Annotated in this window: 22 protein-coding genes; 15 read left to right on the top strand and 7 right to left on the bottom strand. The window is 67.6% G+C overall.

The annotated features are described in order from the left end of the window. Positions 1-75: 75 nt before the first annotated feature. On the top strand, positions 76-1,815 hold the full coding sequence (gene ctaD / locus IBX22_RS09065; RefSeq protein WP_194814852.1) for a cytochrome c oxidase subunit I: 1,740 nt from the start codon (positions 76-78) through the stop codon (positions 1,813-1,815). Positions 1,816-1,936: 121 nt separating this feature from the next. Further along, a complete protein-coding gene (serB, locus tag IBX22_RS09060; protein WP_194814851.1) occupies positions 1,937-3,184 on the top strand; it encodes a phosphoserine phosphatase SerB in 1,248 nt (415 codons plus the stop codon). A gap of 40 nt (positions 3,185-3,224) precedes the next feature. On the opposite strand, the gene IBX22_RS09055 is transcribed toward serB, so the two are convergent. Beyond that, positions 3,225-3,368, bottom strand: coding sequence for a hypothetical protein (locus tag IBX22_RS09055; protein WP_194814850.1), 144 nt, complete (start codon positions 3,366-3,368; stop codon positions 3,225-3,227). A gap of 75 nt (positions 3,369-3,443) precedes the next feature. Between IBX22_RS09055 and IBX22_RS09050 the strand changes: the two genes are divergently transcribed. The 4 genes from IBX22_RS09050 to IBX22_RS09035 all read left to right on the top strand — a co-directional run bounded on the left by IBX22_RS09050 (position 3,444) and on the right by IBX22_RS09035 (position 6,607). Beyond that, positions 3,444-3,761 carry a protease inhibitor I42 family protein gene (locus tag IBX22_RS09050; RefSeq protein WP_194814849.1) on the top strand — a complete coding sequence of 106 codons (318 nt, stop codon included), beginning with the start codon at positions 3,444-3,446 and terminating at the stop codon, positions 3,759-3,761. Continuing rightward, positions 3,761-4,552 carry an aminoacyl-tRNA hydrolase gene (locus IBX22_RS09045; protein WP_194814848.1) on the top strand — a complete coding sequence of 264 codons (792 nt, stop codon included), beginning with the start codon at positions 3,761-3,763 and terminating at the stop codon, positions 4,550-4,552. Before IBX22_RS09050 ends, IBX22_RS09045 begins: the two co-directional genes overlap by 1 nt. Positions 4,553-4,919: 367 nt before the next feature. After that, on the top strand, positions 4,920-5,753 hold the full coding sequence (locus IBX22_RS09040) for an ABC transporter ATP-binding protein (RefSeq protein ID WP_194814847.1): 834 nt from the start codon (positions 4,920-4,922) through the stop codon (positions 5,751-5,753). Between the two features lie 83 nt (positions 5,754-5,836). Then, positions 5,837-6,607, top strand: a complete 771-nt coding sequence (locus tag IBX22_RS09035) for an NUDIX domain-containing protein (RefSeq protein ID WP_194815698.1) — start codon at positions 5,837-5,839, stop codon at positions 6,605-6,607. A gap of 330 nt (positions 6,608-6,937) precedes the next feature. On the opposite strand, the gene IBX22_RS09030 is transcribed toward IBX22_RS09035, so the two are convergent. Next, positions 6,938-7,765, bottom strand: coding sequence for a GNAT family N-acetyltransferase (locus IBX22_RS09030; protein WP_194814846.1), 828 nt, complete (start codon positions 7,763-7,765; stop codon positions 6,938-6,940). A 94-nt stretch (positions 7,766-7,859) separates the two neighbouring features. Here IBX22_RS09030 and IBX22_RS09025 point away from each other — a divergent pair, with 94 nt between their 5' ends. From IBX22_RS09025 to IBX22_RS09015, 3 genes are all read left to right on the top strand, one after another. After that, on the top strand, positions 7,860-8,636 hold the full coding sequence (locus tag IBX22_RS09025; protein ID WP_194814845.1) for an enoyl-CoA hydratase-related protein: 777 nt from the start codon (positions 7,860-7,862) through the stop codon (positions 8,634-8,636). 198 nt (positions 8,637-8,834) lie between these two features. Next, on the top strand, positions 8,835-9,812 hold the full coding sequence (locus IBX22_RS09020) for a class I SAM-dependent methyltransferase (RefSeq protein WP_194814844.1): 978 nt from the start codon (positions 8,835-8,837) through the stop codon (positions 9,810-9,812). Continuing rightward, positions 9,812-11,203, top strand: a complete 1,392-nt coding sequence (locus IBX22_RS09015; RefSeq protein ID WP_194814843.1) for a class I SAM-dependent methyltransferase — start codon at positions 9,812-9,814, stop codon at positions 11,201-11,203. The genes IBX22_RS09020 and IBX22_RS09015 overlap by 1 nt, the downstream gene beginning before the upstream one ends. 15 nt (positions 11,204-11,218) lie before the next feature. Here the strand turns inward: IBX22_RS09015 and IBX22_RS09010 are convergent, their stop codons facing one another. Continuing rightward, the gene (locus IBX22_RS09010) at positions 11,219-12,523 is read right to left on the bottom strand and encodes a PQQ-binding-like beta-propeller repeat protein (protein ID WP_309234498.1); all 1,305 of its coding nucleotides are present in this window, start codon (positions 12,521-12,523) and stop codon (positions 11,219-11,221) included. 137 nt (positions 12,524-12,660) lie between these two features. Here IBX22_RS09010 and IBX22_RS09005 point away from each other — a divergent pair, with 137 nt between their 5' ends. Both IBX22_RS09005 and IBX22_RS09000 read left to right on the top strand, forming a co-directional pair. Further along, positions 12,661-13,410 carry an acyltransferase gene (locus IBX22_RS09005; protein ID WP_194815696.1) on the top strand — a complete coding sequence of 250 codons (750 nt, stop codon included), beginning with the start codon at positions 12,661-12,663 and terminating at the stop codon, positions 13,408-13,410. A 30-nt stretch (positions 13,411-13,440) separates the two neighbouring features. Next, complete coding sequence (locus IBX22_RS09000) at positions 13,441-13,992, top strand: DUF1697 domain-containing protein (protein WP_194814842.1); 552 nt, start codon at positions 13,441-13,443, stop codon at positions 13,990-13,992. 10 nt (positions 13,993-14,002) lie between these two features. Here the strand turns inward: IBX22_RS09000 and IBX22_RS08995 are convergent, their stop codons facing one another. From IBX22_RS08995 to IBX22_RS08985, 3 genes are read right to left on the bottom strand one after another with little or no spacing between them, the layout of a single operon-like run. Further along, complete coding sequence (locus IBX22_RS08995) at positions 14,003-15,265, bottom strand: glycosyltransferase family 4 protein (RefSeq protein ID WP_194814841.1); 1,263 nt, start codon at positions 15,263-15,265, stop codon at positions 14,003-14,005. Beyond that, positions 15,262-16,824, bottom strand: coding sequence for a glycoside hydrolase family 57 protein (locus IBX22_RS08990; RefSeq protein ID WP_194814840.1), 1,563 nt, complete (start codon positions 16,822-16,824; stop codon positions 15,262-15,264). The genes IBX22_RS08995 and IBX22_RS08990 overlap by 4 nt, the downstream gene beginning before the upstream one ends. Further along, positions 16,821-17,618: a bifunctional 2-polyprenyl-6-hydroxyphenol methylase/3-demethylubiquinol 3-O-methyltransferase UbiG gene (locus tag IBX22_RS08985; RefSeq protein ID WP_194814839.1), complete on the bottom strand. Its 798-nt coding sequence runs from the start codon at positions 17,616-17,618 to the stop codon at positions 16,821-16,823. Before IBX22_RS08985 ends, IBX22_RS08990 begins: the two co-directional genes overlap by 4 nt. A 217-nt stretch (positions 17,619-17,835) precedes the next feature. Here IBX22_RS08985 and IBX22_RS08980 point away from each other — a divergent pair, with 217 nt between their 5' ends. The 3 genes from IBX22_RS08980 (at position 17,836) to IBX22_RS08970 (ending at position 20,664) form a co-directional block, all read left to right on the top strand. Next, positions 17,836-18,621 carry an electron transfer flavoprotein subunit beta/FixA family protein gene (locus IBX22_RS08980; protein ID WP_194814838.1) on the top strand — a complete coding sequence of 262 codons (786 nt, stop codon included), beginning with the start codon at positions 17,836-17,838 and terminating at the stop codon, positions 18,619-18,621. Between the two features lie 35 nt (positions 18,622-18,656). Continuing rightward, positions 18,657-19,613, top strand: coding sequence for an electron transfer flavoprotein subunit alpha/FixB family protein (locus tag IBX22_RS08975; protein ID WP_194814837.1), 957 nt, complete (start codon positions 18,657-18,659; stop codon positions 19,611-19,613). A 100-nt stretch (positions 19,614-19,713) separates the two neighbouring features. Further along, the gene (locus IBX22_RS08970) at positions 19,714-20,664 is read left to right on the top strand and encodes an aminoglycoside phosphotransferase family protein (RefSeq protein ID WP_194814836.1); all 951 of its coding nucleotides are present in this window, start codon (positions 19,714-19,716) and stop codon (positions 20,662-20,664) included. Here IBX22_RS08970 and IBX22_RS08965 read toward each other — a convergent pair. Continuing rightward, positions 20,645-21,499: a LysR family transcriptional regulator gene (locus IBX22_RS08965; protein WP_194815695.1), complete on the bottom strand. Its 855-nt coding sequence runs from the start codon at positions 21,497-21,499 to the stop codon at positions 20,645-20,647. The genes IBX22_RS08970 and IBX22_RS08965 overlap by 20 nt on opposite strands. Positions 21,500-21,612: 113 nt before the next feature. Between IBX22_RS08965 and IBX22_RS08960 the strand changes: the two genes are divergently transcribed. Then, positions 21,613-22,887 (top strand): NAD(P)/FAD-dependent oxidoreductase, encoded by a 1,275-nt coding sequence (locus tag IBX22_RS08960; RefSeq protein ID WP_194814835.1) that lies wholly within the window; start codon positions 21,613-21,615, stop codon positions 22,885-22,887. The last annotated feature ends 184 nt before the right edge of the window (positions 22,888-23,071 follow it).

The following is a 23,071-nucleotide window of genomic DNA, read 5'->3' as shown; positions in this document are numbered from 1 at the left end:
ATGCCTGTCGCAGCACGGTTTACGATCTCAGGAGCGCAAGCGAACTGTCGTTCGTTCCGAAGTTCAGGAGGATCAGTGACTGCGGTAGAGCCCCAGCCAGTCCAGTTGGAAGCGACTCGGCCGTATCCGGCTCGGACCGGGCCGAAGGGTTCGTTCATCTACAAGGCGGTCACCACGACCGACCCGAAGGTCCTCGGTGTCATGTACCTGACTACCGCGATGACGTTCTTCATGATCGGCGGTCTCATGGCGCTGCTCATGCGCACCGAGCTCGCCCGCCCCGGCATGCAGTTCCTGTCGGCCGAACAGTTCAACCAGCTGTTCACCATGCACGGCACCATCATGCTGCTGTTCTACGCGACGGCCATCGTCTTCGGCTTCGCCAATATCATTCTGCCGCTGCAGATCGGTGCCCCCGACGTCGCCTTCCCGCGCCTGAACGCGTTCAGCTACTGGCTGTACCTGTTCGGCGCGACCATGGCCACGGCGGGCTTCATCACCCCGGGCGGCGCGGCCGACTTCGGCTGGACGGCCTACTCGCCGCTGACCGACATCGTGCACTCGCCCGGCGTCGGTGGTGACCTGTGGATCATGGGTCTGGCCGTGTCCGGTCTGGGCACCATCCTCGGTGGTGTCAACATGCTCACCACCGTGGTGGTTTTGCGCGCCCCCGGTATGACCATGTTCCGGATGCCGATCTTCACCTGGAACATCGCCGTCACCAGCGTCCTTGTCCTGCTGGCGTTCCCGCTGCTGACCGCCGCCCTGATGGGTCTGGCCGTGGACCGCCACCTGGGTGGTCACATCTACGACCCGGCCACCGGCGGCGTCCTGCTCTGGCAGCACCTGTTCTGGTTCTTCGGCCACCCCGAGGTGTACATCATCGCGCTGCCGTTCTTCGGCATCGTCTCCGAGATCTACCCGGTGTTCTCGCGCAAGCCGATCTTCGGATACACCACGCTGGTCTACGCGACGCTCGGTATCGCCGCCCTGTCCATCGCGGTGTGGGCGCACCACATGTACGCCACCGGCGCCGTGCTGCTGCCGTACTTCTCGTTCATGACCTTCTTGATCGCGGTTCCGACCGGTGTGAAGTTCTTCAACTGGATCGGCACCATGTGGCGAGGTCAGTTGACGTTCGAGACGCCGATGCTGTGGTCGATCGGCTTCCTGGTGACCTTCCTCTTCGGTGGTCTGTCGGGTGTCATCCTGGCTTCGCCGCCGCTGGACTTCCACGTCACCGACTCGTACTTCGTGGTCGCGCACTTCCACTACGTGCTCTTCGGCACCATCGTGTTCGCCACCTTCGCGGGCATCTACTTCTGGTTCCCGAAGATGACCGGCCGGATGATGGACGAGCGCCTCGGCAAGTGGCACTTCTGGACCACCTTCGTCGGCTTCCACACCACCTTCCTGGTGCAGCACTGGCTGGGCGCCGAGGGCATGCCGCGTCGCTACGCCGACTACCTGCCCTCGGACGGGTTCACCGCGCTGAACACGATCTCCACGATCGGCGCGTTCATCCTGGGCGCCTCGATGCTGCCGTTCGTCTGGAACGTCTTCAAGAGCTACCGCTACGGTGAGGTTGTCACCGTGGACGACCCGTGGGGTTACGGCAACTCGCTGGAGTGGGCCACCACCTGCCCGCCGCCGCGGCACAACTTCTACGAGCTGCCGCGCATCCGCTCCGAGCGTCCCGCGTTCGAGCTGCACTACCCGCACATGGTCGAGCGCATGCGCGCCGAGGCGCACGTGGGCTGGGGCTCGGGCAAGCACTCGCACGCGGTCACCGAGGACGCGGTAGCAACTAAGTAGTATTCACGACGACTACGTGTGCACCTGCTGGTCATCAGCGGGTGCACACGTGTTTGAAGACCTGGTTACGCCCCTTTAGGTCCGCGACAACGGCGACGCAGCACAGGGAGGGCAAACAAATATGGAGCAGGACTTGGCTGACACCACCGTTCTCGTCACCGTCACCGGACCCGACCGGCCGGGCGTGACGTCCGTGCTGCTCGCGGCGATGTCGCGGCATCGGGTGAGCCTGCTCGATGTGGAGCAGGTCGTGATCCGCGGCCGGCTCACCCTGGGCGTGCTCGTCACGTGTCCGAGCGATCCCGAGGCGCTGCAGGACGAACTCGAAGAGGCGATGAACACCGTCGGCATGCATGTCGACGTGGAGGTCGGCGCGGCTATCGGCCGGCAGCCGATGTCGACGCACGCGGTGGTCATCCTCGGCGCGCCGGTCACCGCGCGCGCGTTCAGCGAGGTGTCGCGGCAGCTGGCCACGCTCGGCGCGAACATCGACACCATCCGCGGGATCGCCGACTACCCGGTCACCGGCATGGAACTGCTCGTCACCGCGACCGACACCGGGGCGGACACCGATTCGCGGCTGCGCACGGCGCTGGCCGAGGTGGCCGTCGCCGAGCAGGTCGACGTCGCGGTGGAACGGGCCGGTCTGGCGCGGCGGGCCAAGCGGCTCATCGTGTTCGATGTCGACTCCACGCTGATCCAGGGTGAGGTCATCGAGATGCTGGCCGCGCACGCCGGTGTCGAGGAAGAGGTCCGCCAGGTCACCGAGGCGGCGATGCGCGGCGAGATCGACTTCGCCGAATCGCTGCGCCAGCGCGTGGCGACCCTGGAGGGCTTGGACGAATCGGTGATCGAGGAGGTCGCCGAGCGGATCGAGCTGACCCCGGGCGCCCGCACGACCATTCGCACCCTGCGTCGCATCGGTTTCCGCTGTGGCGTGGTCTCCGGTGGGTTCCGTCAGGTGATCGAACCCCTCGCCCACGAACTGGAACTGGACTTCGTCCAGGCCAACACCTTGGAGATCAAGGACGGCAAACTCACCGGCCGGGTCGTCGGCGAGATCGTCGACCGCGCTTTCAAGGCCACCGCGCTGCGCAAGTTCGCGGCCGAGGCGGGCGTGCCGATGGAGCAGACCGTCGCGGTCGGTGACGGTGCCAACGACATCGACATGCTGAACGCGGCGGGGCTGGGTGTGGCGTTCAATGCCAAGCCCGCCCTGCGTGAGGTCGCCGACGCGGCCCTGTCGCACCCCTACCTGGACGCGGTGCTGTTCATCCTCGGCGTTACTCGTGACGAAGTGGAAGCCGCGGACGCGCGCGACGGCGGGGTTCGCCGGGTGCCGCTCGTCGGTACTCGAGCCGATACCTGAGGAAGCTCCGACACGGCCCGATCGACGGGTTGCCCAGCGGTTACTCGATGCTCGCGGCGGTAGGCTTGGGCGAGTTGGTCATTCGGCGGACGGAGACGTGGTGCGGAAATCCCTGGTGATACTGCTGCTCGGTCTGACGGTCGCCGCGTGCGGTACCGACACCGGTGACGAACACGCTGGTCACTCCTCGGCTCCGCCGGTGACCTCGGCGCCGGTTACCAGCGGCACATCGGGAACGCCTGTGCCGCAAGGAGGTACGGTGACGGTCACGGATGCCGACAACGGCCAGGAGCGCAAGCTGAGCACCGGGCAGCAGCTGGTGGTGCGGCTGGGCTCGAACCCGTCCACCGGCTACGGCTGGCAGTTGACGGCGCTCGACCAGAATGTGGTGCGGCAGGTCAGCGAAAAGGAATATGTCTCCGATCAGCCGGTTATGCCTGGTACGCCGGGGACCGAGGTGTGGACCTTTGTCGGCAATGCCGCGGGAGTCACCGAGCTGCGGATGGAATACAAGCGGCCCTGGGAGCAAGGTGTGGAACCGTCGAAGACATTTACTTTGGTGCTAGTGGTGGTGTGATGAGTTTCCCGGAGACGGGTGGGGTAGATACCGAACTGCCAACGCCGGACCTGGATTTCGGCGTCCGGCACGCGGAGCTGGCGCGTGGTTACGGTGGCGCGGGCGATCCGGCCGATCCGGATCAGGTGCAGGCCATGCAGATGGTGCTGCATCTGCCCAAGGCGGATCCGCCGCCGCGCAGTGTCCTGCTGGCGGCCGCGGCGACCGCGGTGGTCGCGCTGTGCATGGACCGGCGGGTCGGTCCCGAAGGTCCCTGGGAAGAGCGGTATCTCACCTGGAAGCGGTCGCGGATCCGCAAGGTGGCCCGCCGCGCCCGCGGGGCGCAATGGCTGGCCGCGAACGAGGTGGACGGCGTCACCGTCGAGGTCGGCGGTGCGCAGGCCCGGGCGTTCGTACCGAGCGCGGTGAGCGAGGTCGATCCGCGGATCAAACGTTTGCAGATCGGCGGCACGGATCTCGAGCACGACGAGCCCGGTCCCGCCGATCCGGATCTGCCGGTGCTGTGGGTCAATTCGGCCCTGGAGATGACCCTTGGCAAGGCCGCCGCGCAGGTGGGGCACGCCAGCATGTTGCTTGCGGGCGCGCTGCCCGAGGATCTGGTCAGACGCTGGGCCGACAGCGAATTCCACTGCACGGTGCGCGAAGCCGGCGCCGAACAGTGGCGGGAGTTGTCGGCCAGAGTGACCGCCGGTACGGCGGTGGCGGTACGAGATGCGGGATTCACCGAAGTCGCTCCGGGTTCGCTGACTGTCATAGCGATCCCTGCCGAGGCTTGGGAATCACGGACGTAAACCCCGGTATCCAGGCTATTTTCGGAGTTTTGTCCGATTTATCCCCGGAACGTCGAGTGTGGCGCGCGCGAATCTGGGTAAATTTCACGGGACAGGGGCAGCACCTACGCTAGTTGCGGCCCATGCTGGTTCGGAGGACAAGTCATCATGACCATGCTGATGCTGATTCTTATCGGGTGGGTGGGGTTGTCACTTCCGCTGGCGCTGCTCGTCGCCCGGATGTTCCGGACCACCCCGCCCGCCGATCGTCCGCGTCAGGGTCGCCCGACTGCCCGGGCCCGCATCATGCATGGACTGCGCAACCGAATGCCGCGCTCGGCCCGCCCGGTGTGGGTCGGTCAGACATCGCCGGCGCATTTGGTCCAAGATGGAGCGCGTGCCGCAACCGGATCCCGATCTGCTCATTGATTTCACCGATGTGACCGTCCGACGCTCAGGCCATACCCTGGTCGGTCCGGTCACCTGGCAGGTCGAGCTCGACGAACGCTGGGTCGTCCTCGGACCCAACGGCGCGGGCAAGACCTCACTGCTCCGTATGGCCGCCGCCGAAGTCCACCCCACTTCGGGCCAGGCCAATCTGCTCGGCGAGATACTCGGCAAAACCGATGTCTCCGAACTTCGTCCACGCATCGGACTCTCCTCCGCCGCCATCGCATCCCGGGTGCCGAAGGAAGAGAAGGTCAGCGATCTGGTGATGTCGGCCGGTTACGCCGTAGTCGGGCGTTGGCGCGAACGCTACGACGATGTCGACACCGACCGCGCCATCGACATGCTGGAAAGCCTGGGCGCCGAACACCTTTCCGACCGCACCTACGGCACGCTGTCCGAGGGCGAGCGCAAGCGGGTGCTCATCGCACGCGCTCTGATGACCGACCCGGAACTGCTGCTGCTCGACGAGCCGGCCGCGGGCCTGGACCTCGGCGGCCGCGAGGAACTGGTGGAACGTCTCGGCGATCTCGCGGCGGACCCGGACGCACCGGCCATGGTGCTGGTCACCCATCACGTGGAGGAGATCCCGCAGGGCTTCACGCACGGGATGCTGCTCAACGAGGGCGAGGTGGTCGCGCAAGGGCTGTTGAGCGATGTGCTCACCGCCGAGAACCTCAGTGACGCGTTCCGGCAGTCGATCGCGCTGGACCGGGTGGACGGGCGCTATTTCGCGCGCAGGGCCCGGCGCGCGGGCAGGCACCGCCACCGCTGAGATCCCGGTCACCAAGCACGCGTTAGGGTGCAAACGTGAGTGACAAGACTGAGGCTGTGCCGACCAAGGACGCGTCGACGGTGATGCTCGTCCGCGACAGCGCCGCGGGTCCCGAGGTGTTCCTGCAGCGCCGCGTCGGGGCCATGGCCTTCGCCGCCGGTATGACGGTGTTCCCCGGCGGCGGCGTCGACCCGTCCGACGGCACCGCCGACATCGCTTGGGCGGGTCCCGAACCCGCTTGGTGGGCAGCGCGGTTCGCGACCACCGAGGAGCGGGCCAAGGCGCTGGTGTGCGCGGCGGTCCGCGAGACCTTCGAGGAATGCGGCGTGCTGCTGGCGGGCCCGACCGCGGACACCGTCGTCTCCGACACCACCGAGTATCGCGAGGCTCGCGGCAAGCTGGAGCGTCGCGAGCTCTCGCTGGCCGCGTTCCTGGCCGCGTCGAACCTCGTCCTGCGCGCGGATCTGCTGCGCCCGTGGGCGAATTGGATCACCCCGGTCGTCGAGCAGCGGCGCTACGACACCCACTTCTTCGTAGCGGTCCTCCCCGAGGGCCAGCTCGCGGACGGCGCCACCACCGAGGCTGCCGAGGTCCAGTGGCGCACCCCGGCCCAGGCCCTGGACCGCTGGCGCGCGGGCGAGGACATCCTGCTGCCACCGACGTGGGCTCAGCTCGACGCCCTGAACCGATTCGGTTCCACCGCCGAGATTCTCGCCGCCGACGTCGTCATCGACCCGATCATGCCGGTGCTGACCCAGGTCGACGGCGCGCACGTCCTGACGTTCCCGGACAACAAGCGCTACTTTTCCGGCCTCCCGGACCAGAGCAAACTGCGTGGCTCCCTGCGCAATTGAGCCGGCGGCCCTGCGGTCGACGAGTCGGCTGGGAGGCAACCGGGGCGCTCACGGCGCGGCCGACCGAGACCGGCTTGGTCCCCGCCGTGCGCCCCAGCGCCCGGCTGCGCCCGATTTGGCGACCGGCCGCAGGTCGCTCCACATTTGCGGCGCATCGGGAGCGCGGGAGCGCATGGAGTAATCCGCCCGAGTGTGACATGCGCTTCCTTCCAAGTCCGAGCGACAATCAGCGTCGCTGACTCGAATAGTCGCTCAGACTTGGAAGATCGCGATTTAGCACCGAGGAAGGCGCCGCCGCCGCCGGGAAGTAGCTGCTCGGGGTGGGCACGCTCAGACCAGCGGTTTGTAGCGGCTGTATTGGGTTACCTCGTAGCCCAGGGACTCGTATAGCCGTAGCGCCGGAGTGTTTCCAGCGAATACGTGCAACCCGAGGGTGGTTGCCCCGGCTGTGAGCGCTACCCATTCGGCGAGCAGCATCAGCGACCGGCCATGGCCGCTACCGCGGTGTTCCGCAGCGACTTTCACGTCGTAGACGAATGCCCGGGTTTCGTTCGAGCGCGCCACCCAGACGTGGCCGACAACGGTTCCCTCGTATTCGAGCACCCGGAACCAGGTGTCCGGGGTGGCGAGGCCCTCGGGCAGGTTGTCCCGGTCGTCGGCCTCGGCTTTGGCGCGGGCCTGCTCGGGCGTGAGGCCTCGGTCGATCCAATCCTGGGTGTATTCAGCGAGTTCGGCCCGTTGCCACGGCACGAACTCGGCTTCCGTCATCGGTCGCGCAGCGGCGCCGGCGGGCAGTGCGGGCGGTTCGGCCGGGAGTTGTTTGACCATGTTCCGGCTGCGTTCGCGATACCCGAGGGCGGTGCTCAGGCGGAGCCCCGCGGCAGCGTCGGCCGGGACGGTTACCGTCACCTGGGTGCAGCCCCATTCCTGCAACACCTCCTCGGCGGCGAGTACGGCGATTGCCCCGCGTCCTTTGCGCCGCTCGGCCTCGTCGATGCGCAGCGCGCGGATCGTGCCGACGCCGGGCCCGTAGCGCGGCATGGTGGCGATCCGGATCAGGCCGACGCGCCTGCGGTTCACGCACACGTCGTAGGCGCGGGAGGTGGCGCCGTCGGCGTCGTGCTGTAGCGGCTGCGTGGGCCGAATGGTGATGGTCATCAACGCCGTTGTACCGCGCGCGACGGCTCTTGTCGCGGGATGCGCGTAGTCCGTGATGACAGGGTTGTGAGCGGCGGGCGGTAGCGTGCGTCCCATGGCCGAATTCGTGACCCTCGAGCTGCCCGCTGACGACGCCGCGCGTGGTGTGGCCGTGCTGCGGATGAACCGCCCGCCGATGAATCGGGTCAGCGTGCAGCTGGTGCGCGAGGTGGCGGCGGCCGCGGCTGCCGTGGCGGCGGATCCCCGGGTCGCGGCCCTGGTCGTGTACGGCGACGAGCGGGTGTTCTCGGCCGGTGACGAGCTCGCCGAACTGTCCGAGCTGAGCCCGGCACAGGCCGCCGCGATGGCCGCTGACGTGCAGGCGGGCCTTGGCGCACTGGCCAAGGTCCCGCAGCCGACGGTCGCCGCGATCAGCGGCTACTGCCTGGGCAGCGGTCTGGAACTCGCGCTCGGCGCAGACCGCCGGATCATCGGCGACAACGTGAAACTCGGTCTGCCGCAGATCAAGTCCGGTCTCATCCCGCTCGCCGGCATCCGCCGCCTGTCCTTGCTCATCGGCCCGGGTCCGGCCAAAGACCTGGTCTACACCGGCCGTTTCGTCGAGCCGGACGAGGCGAAGGAACTCGGCCTGGTCGACGAGGTCGTCGCCCCGGACGACGTCTTCAACGCCGCCATGCGCTGGGCGAACCAGTTCACCGACGGCCCGACCCGAGCCCTCGCGGCCGCCAAGGCCGTCTTCGAAGCAGGCCCGCACGGCCTGGATCGCGCCCGCACCGAATGGGCCGACCTCTTCACGACCGAGGATGCTCGCATCGGGACGAAGTCGAACCTTGTCGACGGTCCTGGCTCCGCCACCTTCGTCGGTCGCTGATGTATGCAGACTGTGCATTTTTCTGAGTTTCCGCGCAGAGTCGGCAACTTCGGCCCGCGAACTGCACGATCTGCATACCGTCCGCGCACGCAGACCCGCAGATAGGAACACGTTTCAATCCGGCCAGTTGTCCAGATCGATCTCAATCGGTGGCCCGATTGCTGGCCCGATCTGGGGATTTGGGTAGGCTAACCCGCTATGACGGTACGCCCCGACGACCCCGCGCCGAACCCGCACGCCACCGAGGCCGAGGTCGAAGCAGCGCTCAAGGATACGAAGCTCGCCCAGGTCCTCTATCACGACTGGGAAGCCGAGACCTACGACGACAAATGGTCCATTTCCTATGACGAGCGCTGCATCGAATACGCCCGCGGCCGGTTCGACGCCGCGGTCGGCCCGGCTCCGCTGCCGTACGACAAGGCGCTCGAGCTGGGTTGCGGTACCGGTTTCTTCCTGCTGAACCTGATGCAGGGTGGCGTCGCCAAGTCCGGGTCGGTCACCGACCTGTCTCCGGGCATGGTCAAGGTCGCGCTGCGCAACGCCGAGCACCTGGGCCTGGACGTGGACGGCCGCGTCGCCGACGCCGAGACCATCCCGTACGAGGACGACACCTTCGACCTGGTCTGCGGCCACGCCGTACTGCACCACATCCCCGATGTGGAGCTAGCGCTCAAGGAGTGCCTGCGGGTGCTCAAGCCGGGCGGCCGCTTCGTGTTCGCGGGCGAACCGACCACCATCGGCAACCTCTACGCGCGCCGGCTCGGCCAGGCCACCTGGAAAGTCACCACCGAGATCACCAAGCTGCCGTTCCTGGCCGGTTGGCGGCGCCCGCAGACCGAGCTCGACGAGTCCTCGCGGGCCGCGGCGCTGGAGGCGGTCGTCGACCTGCACACCTTCGACCCGCGCGAGCTCGAAGCGATGGCCAGCTCGGCCGGTGCGGTCGATGTGAAGGCCACGACCGAAGAGTTCGCCGCCGCCCTGTGGGGCTGGCCGGTGCGCACCTTCGAAGCCGCGGTGCCCGACGAGAAGCTGACCATGCGCTACCGCCTGGCCCAGTACAAGGCCTGGCTGGCGCTCAGCAAGCTGGACGAGAAGGTGCTGCGCCATGTCGTGCCGCGCCAGTTCTTCTACAACGCGATGATCACCGGCGTGAAGCCGGGCACCGCGGCCAAGTAGTGGGATACGGCTTCAGCCGCGACGACGTCGCCTTCCTGACCAGCGCGGCCGGTACCGCCGCGCTGGCGGAGGTGGACCGGCTGGAGCTCACCCCCGCGACGCACCTGCGCGACATCGGGCGGGTGCGCCGCGACCACGGGGCCCTTACTGCAGCGCTGATCGACACAGTTCGATTGCGCCGCAAGGCAACAGCGAAACTCCTCGATGCGGGGGAGTGGCTGTTCACCGATGACGCGCTGCAACAGGCCACACCGTCGCTGGTAGCGCGGGCCAGGGCGCAGCGCTTGGCCGGACGCGCCGTGCACGACGTAACCTGTTCCATCGGTGCAGAATTGGCCGAGCTGGCCCGCGTTTGCTCGTCGGTCATCGGCAGCGACCTCGACGATGTGCGGCTGTTGATGGCCGCCCACAACCTGGCCCATTCGACCACCGCGCGGCTGGAACCCGTCGCCGCTGACCAGGATTCGTTCCCTGTCAGCTCAGCTAACGACGGGCGCACGGCCGACGACGGGCGCACGGCCGACGACGGGCGCACGGCCGACGACGGGCGCACGGCCGACGACGGGTACGCGGCCGACGGTGCGCGCATGGCCGACGGTGCGCGCATCGCTGAGGTTGCGCAACCACTTGCCAAACGAAACGTGTTGGTGGCCAAAGCGGATGCGTTGGTCCCGATCAGCCGCGACACCGTTGTCGTTGCCGATCCGGCCCGCCGTGCCGACGGCCGCCGAACTCACGACCCGGCCAAGCTGCAACCTCCGCTGCCGGATCTCCTCGCCGCCTATGCTGGCCGCGATATCGCCGTAAAGTGCGCTCCGGGACTGGATTTCGACAGTCTGGACTGGGCGGGGGAGATCGAAGTGGTCTCGCTGGACGGGGCGGTCCGCGAAGCCTGTCTGTGGTCGCCTGGTCTCACCGAACCGGGCGTAACCCGCCGTGCCACCGTCTTGTCGTCCTCCGGCGATGCTGTCGTCCTGACCGACGCTGAGCCCGACGACATCCCGGAACGCGAACCCGGCGACTGGATCATCGATCCCGACGGCGCGATCGTCCGCGCGGGCCTGGTTCGCCATTACGCTGCGAAACATGGCCTCTGGCAACTGGATCCGCAGATCGCCTACCTCACCGGCGATCGCGTCCCCGACGGCCTGCGTGGCTTCCGCATCATCGATCGCCTCGAACTGCGCGAGAAATCGCTCCGCCAGGAATTGGCCCGCCGCGACTGCGGTGCCCTGGAAATCCTCGTCCGCGGCGTCGACGTCGACCCGGACGCCTTGCGTAAGCGCCTGAAACTCCGTGGCACCCAGCCCTACACGCTGGTGCTCACCCGAATCGGCCGCACCGGCACCGCATTCCTGTGCACCGCGCACCGGACGTCCTCGTCATCCTGACCGGCGCGGTGGACCTCACTGCTCCGGTTCGAAGGTGAAGACTTCGCCGATCCGGGTAGCCACGACAACTTCGCCCTCGGCCCCGACCGAAGTTCCGGTGGTGCTGCCCTTGGCCCCGGGCAGCGGATCCGAGTCCTCGGTGGCACCGGTCTTGGTATCGAAGGTGATGAGGTTGAGCCCGTCGCCGATGGCTGCGGTGGTGTACCCGATCCCACCCGCCGCCTGCACCGGCGTGCCACGCAGTACGAGATCTTTACGCTCCCAGGCGATCTCGGCGGTCTCACCCTTGTCCCGCAGGGCCACCAGGTAACCGTCGTCACCGGCGGGAATGATCAAGCCGTCGTTGGACACCGAAATGCCGTACCGGGGCGCCCATTCCAGGTTGTGCACCCACTTGGTGCGGCCGTCCGCGGCGTCGATCGCGATCAACCGGTTGCTGTTGTCGCCGACGTAGACGGTCTTGCCGTCCGCGGACAGGGTGGGGCTGGTGGCGCTGCCCTCGGACAGCAGCTCCGCGCTCCACTCCTGCTGAATCCGGTTGTCGTGGTACCGCATCGCGACCAGCGCGGCGGTCGGCGCGCCGGGCTTCCACAGCGTCAGGTAGAAGCGGCCGCTGGCTTGGTCGACGGCGGAGATGTTGGCGACCGGGCAGTACGGGCCGCCGGTGCCGCAGTCCTCGAGGCCCTGGCCGGAGGCCGGGCGGGTCAGATCCGGATGCGCGAGGAAATCGGGCTCGCCGAGCAGCTGCAGCGTGGAGACGACGCGCGCGCCGGTCTGGCGGCTGAGCACGTCGACCTGACCGGACTGGGTGACCGTCAGCAGGTTCCCGTCGCCGGTGAACTGCACCGAGACCGGCACACCGGCAACCGGTGTGCGCCAGCGCGGCTGGCCGAGATAGTTGAGCGAGTTCACCCCGCCGTCGTCGCCGGCGTAGACATTGGCGGCGCCGTCGACCACCGAGGGCGAGCTGATCGCGTTGGGGCCCAGCTGGTTACAGAACCGCTTGCGCCCGGTGGGCATCTGCAGCGAGAGCAGCGCGCAGTTGTTCGGGGTGCGGGTGGTGAGGAACATCTGCCCCTTGGGGCCGAGGGTGACGGGCTCCTCGATCGGCCCGCCGACGGGGCGAGTCCAGCTCAGCGCCATTTTGCGGGCCCCGACCACGGAGGTGACGCCGCCGTTGCGGGCGTCGTGGTGGGCGGCGGGCCAACCCGATCCCGAGCCGACTTCGATGTCGTCGACGTCGGTGCCGCAACTGGTCACCGTCATCGCGCCGAGGGCCGCGAGCACGGCCATCGCATGCATCCGGGATCGCGTACGCACCTGGTTTTCTCCCCTCGGGTCGATGGCCGCACGCAAGAGTAGTCGGTAGCTGATAGGGCCTGACCCGCACCCCATTAAGCTGTCAGCCGATGGACATCGCAGGGCTCAGCCCTGCGGAACTCGACGGGAGACGGTTCGTGACGAGCATGTGGGGCGCACCGTTGCGCTCGCGGTGGGCGGGTTCGCGCCGCCGGGATCCGCAGCAGGCGCGATTTCTGACGATGGCCTCGCTGCGCTGGGTGCTCGCCAACCGCGCGTACACGCCGTGGTACCTGGTCCGGTACTACCGTCTGTTCAAGTTCAAGCTGACCAACCCGCACATCGTGTTGCGCGGCATGGTGTTCCTGGGCAAGCGCGTGGAAATCCACGCCACCCCGGAGCTGGGCCGGATGGAGATCGGCCGCTGGGTGCACATCGGTGACGGCAACGCCATCCGCTGCCATGAAGGCTCGCTGCGCATCGGCGACAAGGTGGTGTTCGGCAAGGACAACGTCGTCAACACCTACCTCGACATCGAGATCGGCGAATCCACCCTGGTCGCCGACTGGTGCTACATCTGCGATTTCGACCACCGGATGGACGACATCACCATGCCGATCAAGGATCAGGGCATCGTGAAGAGCCCGGTTCGCATCGGCCCGGACACCTGGATCGCCGCCAAGGTGACGGTGCTGCGCGAGACCCGCGTCGGCCGCGGTTGCGTGCTCGGCGCGCATGCGGTGGTCAAGGGGGATATCCCCGACTACGGCATCGCCGTCGGCGCCCCCGCCAAGGTCGTCAAGAACCGCAAGGCCGCCTGGGAGGCGGGCGCGGAGGAACGCGCCAAATACCTTGCCGCCCTGGAAGACATCGAGCGTAAGAAAAATGGCATCACCCAGCAGGCCTAGTTCGTCGGTGGGGTTGGGTACGGTCGGCGCATGACCGGATACGCGGCGCTGTTGCGCGGGATCGCGCCCAGCCTCCCGAACATGACCAACGACAAGCTGCGAGGCGTCTTCGAAAAGCTCGGCTTCGAGAAGGTGGCGTCGGTCCTGGCCAGCGGCAATATCGTGTTCCACAGCTCCGAGACCGACGTGCCCGCGCTGGAACAGCAGATTCAGCAGGCCCTCAAGGCCGAACTGGGCATCGCGGGCGGCACCATCATTCGCAGCCACAAGGAGCTGCGAAAGCTGTTGGACAGCGACCCTTTCCCCGGCCTCACCCACGGTCGCGGCACCTATCTCACCGCCACTTTCCTCAAGGACAGCACCCCGGTCCCCGTGCAGTTGCCCGACCAGCCCGACCCGCTGGTCCAGGTCGTCGGCTTCGACAAGCCCGCGCGCGTCTTCCTCTCGATCGTCGACAACAGCGACCCCGGCAAGACTCCGGACTTCATGGCCTGGCTGGACAAGACCTACGGCAAGGACATCACCACCCGCACCTGGCTCACCGTCCAGCGCATCGTCAAGAAGCTGGAGGGCCTGCAGTAGAGCGTCCGGCTCAGATCGGGTTGTTCGGATCCCGTTCCGGCAGTGGGCGTTCCACGATGACCGGGCGGCCGAGCGGATTGCGGACGCGGCGCTTGGCCGAGTGGTAGACCTGCGCGGTTTCCGCCGCGACCACGTCCCAGGAGAAGTCCGCGGTGAGGCGATCGCGCGCGGCGTAGGCGCGGGACTGCGCGGCGGCCGGGTCGTCCAGGGTGGCGCAGACGGCGTCGACGAGCCCGTTGACGTCGGCGGGTTCGAAGGAGGCGCCGGTGACGCCGTCGATCACCGCTTCACCCAAACCGCCTGCCGTGGAGGTGATCAGCGGGGTGCCGGCGGCGGCGGCCTCGAGGGCGACGATGCCGAAGGGTTCGTAGCGGCTGGGCAGCACGACGGCGTCGGCGCCGTGCAGCCAGCCGAGGAGTTCGGAGTGGTCGAGCTGGCCGGCGAAGTTCACGGCGCGCGCGACGCGGTGCACGCGGGCGCGTTCGCGGAGCCATTCGAATTGGGTGCCGACACCGGCGATCGTCAGCGTGGTGCCCGGGTGTGCGCGGCGGATGCGAGGGAGCGCGGCGATCGCGTCCTGGACGCCCTTCTCGTATTCGAGGCGGCCGACGTAGAGCAGCCGGGGCGGGCCGCTGCGGGGCGCGCGCGGCCGGAAAGCCCAGGCGCCCACATCGATTCCGTTGCGAATCACCGTCATCGGGATGCGCTCGGGACCGTAGAGCCGCTGCACCTCGTCCTGCATGGAGGTCGAACAGGTGATCAGCGCGTCGGATTCGTTGGTCAGCCACCATTCGACGGAATGGACCTGCTTGTTGACCTTGCCCGCGACCCAGCCGCTGTGCCGTCCGGCCTCGGTGGCGTGGATCGTCGAGACCAGCGGCACGTCGTAGTACTCGGCCAGCGCGATACCGGGGTGCGCGACCAGCCAGTCGTGGGCGTGCACCACATCGGGGGTCCAGCCCTCGCCGATGCCGGGCTTGCCGAGCGCGACACCGGCGCGCACCATCGCGTGGCCCATGGCCAGGGTCCAGGCGAGCATGTCTTCGCCGAAGTCGAAGGACGGCGGGTCTTCCGCGACCGCCACCACCAGTACGCCGTCGGCGACGAAGGAATGAGTGGGGTGGGTCGCGGAGTCGGTGCCGGAGGGCCGGCGGGAGAGCACGACCACCTCATGGCCGGCGCTGGCCAGTTCGGTAGCCAGGTGATGCACGTGGCGACCGAGCCCACCGACGACGACCGGCGGGTACTCCCACGACACCATCAAGATTTTCATGTAATTCCTTCTGAAGCGGAGCCTGGTTCCGCAGAGCTGCTGCCCGCATGTCTCCCGAGTCGTCTGGCATCCAGTCCGGGGAAGAGTCCGTCGGCCGCACCCCATCCTGCCGCCAACTGGTGCGCTTTGGCGAGTTGGCCCGCGCCCACGGCAGCCGCGATTTCCCGGACGGCATGCGCATGCTGGTGCGCGCGTTCCCGGGCATAACCGGCCGCGGAGTCCTTGGAGACCATGAACGCCCAGTCGCTCTGCACGGTGAGGATGGCTTCGCGCAGCAACTGGTCGGCGACCGGATCCCGCAGCGCCGGACCGGTTTCGGCGGCCCGCATCTTGTCGACGGTATCCAGGCTCAGCCGGACGATGTCCGCGTTGAGTTCGACCAGGTCACGGACTTGATCACCGGCCCACACGCGCCAGTCCTTGCCGGAGCCCCAGGACGAGTCGGCCAGCTGTACCGGTTCCCCGACATAGCCGTTGGCCCGGGCATCGGCCAGGGTGCCGACCCGCACGCCCGCTTCGGGCAGTTTGCGCAGCACCTGGGCCAGCCACTGCGGCCCCTCGTGCCACCAGTGCCCGAACAATTCGGTATCGAAAGCGGCCACTACCAGCGCCGGACGCCCGATCCGCGCGGACTCGGAGAGGAGTCGTTCGCGCACGGTCTGCACGAAATCGTCGGCATCGCGCACCACAGCCGTGGCCGCGAGCTCGGGGTCGTAGGGAGCCTTGTCCGGACCTGCCACGGTCTTGCCGGTCACCCGCGCCGGTTTGAGTCCGGTCGCGTGATCATAGTGATGGAAATCACGGTAGGCGCCGTGGCCTGGGTAGCCGGATTTCGGCGACCAAACCCGGTAGCTGACATGCAGATCCCGCCCGAAGGCGACCACATCGGAGTCGCGAACCGGCCGGCCGAGGCTGCTGTCGCCGCGCAGGGAGGGTCCGTCGACCATGAAATGTGTCACACCGGCTTCGTCGTATTCGACCTCCATGCCGGGGGTGAAACCACACTCCGGCGCCCAGATTCCGCTGGGCGTGTGACCCCAGCGATGTCGGGCGTCGGCCAGGCCCTCGGCCAGCTCGAACTTGCGCATCCGGGAATCGAGCAGCGGCTGGAACGGGTGCGCCAGCGGCCCGCCGAGCAGCTCGATCGTCTCGGCGTCGACGAGCTGCCGCCACACCGGCGCCGCCCCGTGCCGCCAGTGCTGCTCGAATTCCGCCAAAGCCGTTGCGGCAAGCCGGTGTTCGTGACGTCCCAGGGCGACGTTGCCCGCCATGGCGGCTTCGTCGGCGCGCAGCTGCCAGTTGCCCAGCCAGTGGTGCATGCCGGAGAGGCAGTGCGGGTCATCCAGCTGCGCCGCCAGCACCGGGGTGATCCCGAGACTCAGCAGGTGCGAACGGCCCTCGGCGGCCAGGGTTCTCAGTACCTCGACGACGGGAAGGTAAGTGGCGGCCCAGGATTGGTACAGCCATTCCTCGCCGACCGGCCACCGCCCGTGATGGGCCAGCCACGGTAGATGGGAATGCAGCACCAGCGAGAACTGGCCCGGGACTTGGTCTTTCACGCCGGTTTCACCGCGATGGCGAGCAGGTCGAGGCTGCCGTCGATGTCCTCCGGGAAGATCGCGAAATCGTCGATGGTGACGCCCGCGACGTCGGCGGTCAGCTCGGCCGGCCACGGCTCGCCGGCCAGCGCCCGCTCGATCTGCGCGTCGATGAACGACCCACCGTGCTTGGCGTCCAGCTCTTTCAGGCTCGGCCCGTGGTGCACGCCGGTCATCACCCGCACCTCGAACCCGGCCTGCACCAGCAGCTCGGTGAGCTCGGCGGCGTTGAGTTCCCTGGTGTGGAACGGATTCAGCGGCGTATCGCGACCCGGCGAGAAGGTGATCCGGTTCGGCGTGCTGATCAGCAGCTCCCCGCCCGGCCGCAGCACCCGCAGGCACTCGCGCAGAAACTGGCCCTGATCCCAAAGATGCTCGATCACTTGGAAATTCACCACGACATCGACCGAGGCGTCTTCCAGTGGCAGGTCGGCGAGGTTGCCCTGGATCATCTCCACCCGCGGGTAGCGCGCCCGCACGTGCTCGACGGCGCCGGTGTCGTAGTCCAGCCCGATCACCTTGGCGGCGACCCCGGCGATCATGTCCGCGCCGTAGCCCTCGCCGGACCCGGCTTCCAGCACGGTCTTTCCGGCGCAACGCTCCAGGAGGCGGGCGTAGACGATCTCGTGCCTGCGGAACCAGTAGTTCTCCTCGGCGATGCCGGGGACGGTGCGCTCGCCGGTCAGCGGCAGCGGTTCGACAGCAGGGTCCGCAGCATCGTCCGATAGTGCGGCAGGGATCACAGCCTCGCTCATTCAACTGACGTTAGCCGAGCCGAAAATGGCCGATACCTGCGGCCGGGCGTTGTGGTTCTGGACACGAGGAGGACAGTTGTGGAAGCGAGGCGACTAAGTTACCCACGGGTAACTTAACGTAGGGTAATGTCACGCCCGAGCTCAATAATTGGACGTACGGCCCAGGTCGTGCGGCCACCGGATACACGCCCCCAGAACAGGAGGTCGACGAAGACCGATGCCGAACATCGTCGTACTCATCAAGCAGGTTCCTGACACCTGGTCCGAGCGCAAGCTGACCGATGGTGACTACACCCTCGATCGCGAAGCCGCCGACGCCGTCCTGGACGAGATCAACGAGCGCGCTGTCGAAGAGGCGCTGCTGATCAAGGAGGCGCAGGGCGGCGAGGTCACCGTGCTGGCCGCCGGTCCGGACCGCGCCACCGAGGCCATCCGCAAGGCGCTGTCCATGGGCGCCGACAAGGCCATCCACATCAACGACCCGGCGATCCACGGCTCCGACGCCGTGCAGACCGCCTGGGTGCTGGCCAGCGCGCTGGGCCAGGTCGAAGGCGTCGAGCTGGTCATCGCCGGTAACGAGGCCACCGACGGCCGCGCCGGTGCGGTCCCCGCGATCATCGCCGAGTACCTCGGCCTGCCGCAGCTGACCCACCTGCGCAAGCTCACCGTCGACGGCGACAAGATCACCGGCGAGCGCGAGACCGACGAGGGCGTCTTCAAGCTCGAAGCCTCCCTCCCGGCCATCGTCTCGGTCACCGAGAAGATCAACGAGCCGCGCTTCCCCTCCTTCAAGGGCATCATGGCCGCGAAGAAGAAGGAAGTGCAGACGCTGACCCTGGAAGACCTGGGCGTCGATCCGTCGACCGTGGGTGTCGGGAACGCGGGCACCGCGGTCACCTCCGCCACCCCCAAGCCCCCCCGCACCGCCGGCGAGAAGATCGCCGACGAAGGCGACGGCGGCACCAAGATCGCCCAGTACCTCGTCGGCCAGAAGATCATCTGACCTCGCCGCCCGAGACTGCTTAGGAGAGAACACAAATGGCAGAAGTACTTGTGCTCGTCGAGCACGCCGACGGTGCGATCAAGAAGGTCAGCACCGAACTGCTCACCGCCGCTTCCGCGCTGGGTGAGCCGGCCGCCGTCGTCACCGGCCCGGCCGGCACCGGCGAGAAGCTGGCCGACGCGCTGGCCGCCGCCGGCGCCGCCAAGATCTACATCGCCGAGTCCGACGATGTGGACAACTACCTGGTGACCCCGAAGGTCGATGTGCTCGCCGGTCTGGTCGAGTCGGTTTCCCCGGCCGCCGTGATCGTCGCCGCCAGCGCCGAGGGCAAGGAGGTGTCCGGTCGTCTGGCCGCGCGTCTCGGCTCCGGCCTGCTGGTCGATGTCATCGACGTCAAGTCCGACGGCTCCGCCGTGCACTCCATCTTCGGTGGCGCGTTCACCGTGGACGCCAAGGCCACCGGCGACGTGCCGGTGATCTCGGTGCGTCCGGGCGCCGTCGAGGCGAAGCTGGGCGCCGCCGCGGGCGAGAAGGTCACCGTCGAGGTGCCGGCTCAGGAAGACGGCGTCGTCAAGGTCACCGCTCGTGAGCCGATCGTGGGCGGCGACCGTCCCGAGCTCACCGAGGCGACCATCGTCGTCTCCGGTGGCCGTGGTGTCGGTTCCGCCGACAACTTCGCGGTCGTCGAGGCGCTGGCCGATTCGCTCGGTGCCGCCGTCGGCGCTTCGCGTGCCGCGGTCGACTCGGGCTACTACCCGGGCCAGTTCCAGGTCGGTCAGACCGGTAAGACGGTCTCCCCGCAGCTCTACATCGCCCTGGGCATCTCCGGCGCCATCCAGCACCGCGCCGGCATGCAGACCTCGAAGACCATCGTCGCGGTCAACAAGGACGAAGAGGCCCCGATCTTCGAGATCGCGGACTACGGCATCGTGGGCGACCTGTTCAACGTCGCCCCGCAGCTGACCGAAGCGGTCAAGTCCCACAAGGGCTGATACGCGGCAAGATCAGAGTGGCCCCGGCTGGAAACAGCCGGGGCCACTTGCGTTCTACCCCGGAGAACGTGTGATTCGGCGCGATGAGAAGGTGGGCGGTATGACGCTGCCTGTGGAGGTCTCCGAGAACATTCGCGACATCTTCGCCGAGCGGGGCGAACGATGGCTGGCCGCTTTGCCGGAGGTGATCGAAAGCCGCTGCGCGGCCTGGAAGCTGGAGGTGATCGGCGAAACCTTCGGTGGCGGTACGCATTCCTGGGTAGCGCCGGTGCGCCGCGACGATGGTGGCGTCGCCGTTTTGAAGATCCCGGTGGTCGACGAGGAGAACATCGGTGAGGCCGCCGGGATGTTCTGTTATCAGGGTGACGGGGCCGTGCGGCTCTACGAGTACGACCCGGAATCCGGTGCGCTGCTGCTGGAATGGGCACGGCCGGGGACGCCGCTGCTGGAGCAACCGGGCTTTCCCAGTCTCGAGGGGCACCCGGAGCACGCCGACAAGATCGAGCTGGCCTGCCGTCTATACCGTCGCCTGCGACGAGAGCCGATCGGCATCCCGGCCGGCTATCCCGCGCTGCCCGCGGCCGCGGGCATGGTGCGCCAGTGGGTCGAGATGTTCGCAGATCCCGAACCGGAAGTGGCCCAGATACTTCCGGTTTCGCTGCGCGACGCCGCGGCCGAGTGGTGCGAGCGGCTCGCCGTGCCGGACGGCCCGCTGCTCGTCGTCAACCGGGACACCCACCTCGGCAATATCGTTGCCGCCGAACGGGAACCGTGGCTTCTGATCGATCCGAAGGCGTACCTGGGCGAGGCCGCGTTCGATGCCGGGTTCCTCGTCATGATCCAGGTTCAGAGCAATCCGGTGCTGGAACATGCGCGCGCTGTCGTCGCACGCACCGCCGCCGGGCTGGGCGTCGACCCCGAGCGCGCCCGCGGCTGGGCGACCATGCGGGCCATGGAGGAGATCGTCTGGGCCGTCGAGGACGAGGAGCCCGATGACCTACGCCTGCACCTGGCGGTCGCGCGGGCGCTGGTCAGCGATGCAGGTTCGTGAGCAACGTGGACAGGATCGGGGAGGGGCGGGCATCGCTGCGGACCACCGCCGAAACCGGGATGCGCAGGCGGTGTTCGGTGAGTTTCAGTACGACCAGGCCTTCGGTGGGGCTCTCGGCGTAGAGGACGGTCCAGGCGTCGGGGCGGTTGAGGAGTTCCATCGTCGCGGTGTGGTCGGGTGGGATCGGCGGACCGTAGGTGGGGCCGGTGGGCAGTTCGGCGAAGGCGGCTCGAATGATGTTGTGCAGCAGCACCTGCTCCTGCTCCGGTGGGAGCAGCAGCGGGTAGGGGCTGAGGTCGGCGAGGGTGGCGGTGTCTCGGGTGGCCAGGGGGTGGCCGCTGGAGGTGGCGATGACGAGGTCCTCGACCCATAGCTGTTGCACCGCCAGGCCCGGCTGATCGACGCTGCCGCGGATGAGGGCTAGATCACAATCGCCGTCGGCGACCGCCGTAATGCGTTGGCGGAACGGCTTGATCACATATTCGATTTCCGCATCGGGGTGCGCGGCGCGGGTGCCCGCGATGGCCGACAGCGAGCGGGTCGCGAAGGACATGTTGGCGGCCAGTCGAATTCGGGGCCCGCTGGTGCGGACGGTGGCGCGAATGGCAGACTCCAGGCTGAGCATCTGTTTAGCCAGGGGAAGTAGCCGAGTGGTCGCGTCGGTGGGGATAACGGCCCTGGTGGTGCGCTCGAACAGCGACACACCGAGGTCTCGTTCGAGCCGGGCGATCTGGTGACTGATGGCCGACTGCGAGATGAAGCACCGCGTCGCGGCTTTGCTGAAGCTCAGTTCCTCGCAGACCGCGACAAAGTATGCCAGTTGGCGCAGCTCCACGGCAAGCTCCCGATTCATGAGTGATCTAGATAAGAGTCATCTCCATTATGCGCCCTAACACCTGAAATATCTGCGCTTCGTATGACGGTTGGTAATGAGAGAAGGAGGCTGTCATGGAACACGCAGATGTGGTTGTTGTCGGATCGGGATTCGGGGGCTTGGCCGCGGCCAAGCAGTTGGCAAAGTCGGGAATCAACTTTGTGCTCATCTCGAGCACGCCGGAGCACCTTTTCCAGCCGTTGCTGTATCAGGTCGCGACAGGTGTGCTGGCCTCCGATGAGATCGCGCCGCCGATCAAGACGGTGCTGCGCCGGCACCGCGAAGCCGATGTGCGGCTCGGCAAGGTGCTCGACCTGGATCCCAACACCGCGGTGCTCACCTATGAGGCGCAGGGGGAGCAGCGCCAGATCCGCTACGGCTCGCTGATCGCGGCGACCGGCGCGAGCCAGTCCTATTTCGGCCGTGACGATTTCGCGGCCAAGACGTTCGCGCTCAAGACCATCGACGACGCCAAAGCGCTGCGCGCGCAGATCGAGCGCGTCTTCACTCAGGCCAAGGCGGCCGACCAGGAGACCCGCGAGCGACTATTGAGCTTCGTGGTGGTCGGCGCGGGCGCCACCGGTGTCGAGGTCGCGGGCCAGCTGAAGGAACTCGCGAAAAGGTACTACCACCAAGAGGTTTCGGTAACGCTGGTGGAAGGCGCCGGCGCGGTGCTGCCGCCCTTCGGCGGTGGGCTCTCGGAGTACGCGAAGCGCTCGCTGGCCGGCAGCGGAGTGGAGGTGCTGCTCGGCACCTTCGTCACCGATATCGACGGCGGCAAGGTGACGGTCAAGGACGGCGACGGCGTGGAGCGCCAGATCGCGGCGGAGACCGTGGTGTGGTCGGCCGGTGTGCAGGCGGGCGGATTCGCCAAGATCCTGGCCGAGCGGACCGGCGTCGAAACCGACCGTGCCGGAAGGCTGCTGATCAATCCGGACCTGACTGTCGGCGGCCACGCCGACATCTACGCCATCGGCGATATGACCTCGCTCAACGGCTACCCCGGCCAGTCGCCGGTGGCCATGCAGGAAGGCCGGCACGCCGCCGACATCATCCGCCGCAAGAAGGCGCCCGGCACCCCGTTCAAGTACTGGGACAAGGGCAGCATGGCGGTGATCAGCCGGTTCAGCGCGGTGGTGAAGCTCAACGACCGGATCACCTTCCGCGGCTTCATCGCCTGGCTGATGTGGCTCGCGGTGCACCTGATGTACCTGGTCGGGTTCCGCAACCGGTTTGCGGCGGTGGCTTCGTGGCTGGTCGCGTTCATCGGGACCGGGCGCCCCGGGTTCGACGAGGTGGATCCCGCCGCCAACGCGGAGACTCAGGAATTGCCACGCTTGGCAGCTTGATCTCGTGATCAATCGCGCTCTCGGCTTACGGCTGGGAGCGCGATTTTTGTTTGTCGCTCTGGCAAGGTAGCCGCGAGGCAAGCAATAGATGCAGGTGAGGCACTATTTCGCGAACCAGGTGCGACAGCCGGGTAAACATCTGGTGTGACCGGCGTCTCGTTCATCTGACTGCCCTCGGCCCGAC

This window comes from Nocardia sp. XZ_19_385 (assembly GCF_015355755.1).
GTDB lineage: Bacteria > Actinomycetota > Actinomycetes > Mycobacteriales > Mycobacteriaceae > Nocardia.
The sequence above is the reverse complement of the archived record's forward strand: the minus strand, read 5'-3'. Positions and strand labels throughout refer to the sequence as shown.

What these genes read in the sequence shown, in the direction of transcription:
- IBX22_RS09000 (WP_194814842.1), top strand. Translation starts at nt 13,441, where the DNA reads ATGACCGGATACGCGGCGCTGTTGCGCGGGATCGCGCCCAGCCTCCCG.
- serB (WP_194814851.1), top strand. Translation starts at nt 1,937, where the DNA reads ATGGAGCAGGACTTGGCTGACACCACCGTTCTCGTCACCGTCACCGGA.
- IBX22_RS08975 (WP_194814837.1), top strand. Translation starts at nt 18,657, where the DNA reads ATGGCAGAAGTACTTGTGCTCGTCGAGCACGCCGACGGTGCGATCAAG.
- IBX22_RS09045 (WP_194814848.1), top strand. Translation starts at nt 3,761, where the DNA reads ATGAGTTTCCCGGAGACGGGTGGGGTAGATACCGAACTGCCAACGCCG.
- IBX22_RS09020 (WP_194814844.1), top strand. Translation starts at nt 8,835, where the DNA reads ATGACGGTACGCCCCGACGACCCCGCGCCGAACCCGCACGCCACCGAG.
- IBX22_RS09025 (WP_194814845.1), top strand. Translation starts at nt 7,860, where the DNA reads ATGGCCGAATTCGTGACCCTCGAGCTGCCCGCTGACGACGCCGCGCGT.
- IBX22_RS09035 (WP_194815698.1), top strand. Translation starts at nt 5,837, where the DNA reads ATGCTCGTCCGCGACAGCGCCGCGGGTCCCGAGGTGTTCCTGCAGCGC.
- IBX22_RS08970 (WP_194814836.1), top strand. Translation starts at nt 19,714, where the DNA reads ATGACGCTGCCTGTGGAGGTCTCCGAGAACATTCGCGACATCTTCGCC.
- IBX22_RS09030 (WP_194814846.1), bottom strand. Translation starts at nt 7,765, where the DNA reads ATGACCATCACCATTCGGCCCACGCAGCCGCTACAGCACGACGCCGAC.
- IBX22_RS09040 (WP_194814847.1), top strand. Translation starts at nt 4,920, where the DNA reads ATGGAGCGCGTGCCGCAACCGGATCCCGATCTGCTCATTGATTTCACC.
- IBX22_RS08980 (WP_194814838.1), top strand. Translation starts at nt 17,836, where the DNA reads ATGCCGAACATCGTCGTACTCATCAAGCAGGTTCCTGACACCTGGTCC.
- IBX22_RS08985 (WP_194814839.1), bottom strand. Translation starts at nt 17,618, where the DNA reads ATGAGCGAGGCTGTGATCCCTGCCGCACTATCGGACGATGCTGCGGAC.
- IBX22_RS08960 (WP_194814835.1), top strand. Translation starts at nt 21,613, where the DNA reads ATGGAACACGCAGATGTGGTTGTTGTCGGATCGGGATTCGGGGGCTTG.
- IBX22_RS08995 (WP_194814841.1), bottom strand. Translation starts at nt 15,265, where the DNA reads ATGAAAATCTTGATGGTGTCGTGGGAGTACCCGCCGGTCGTCGTCGGT.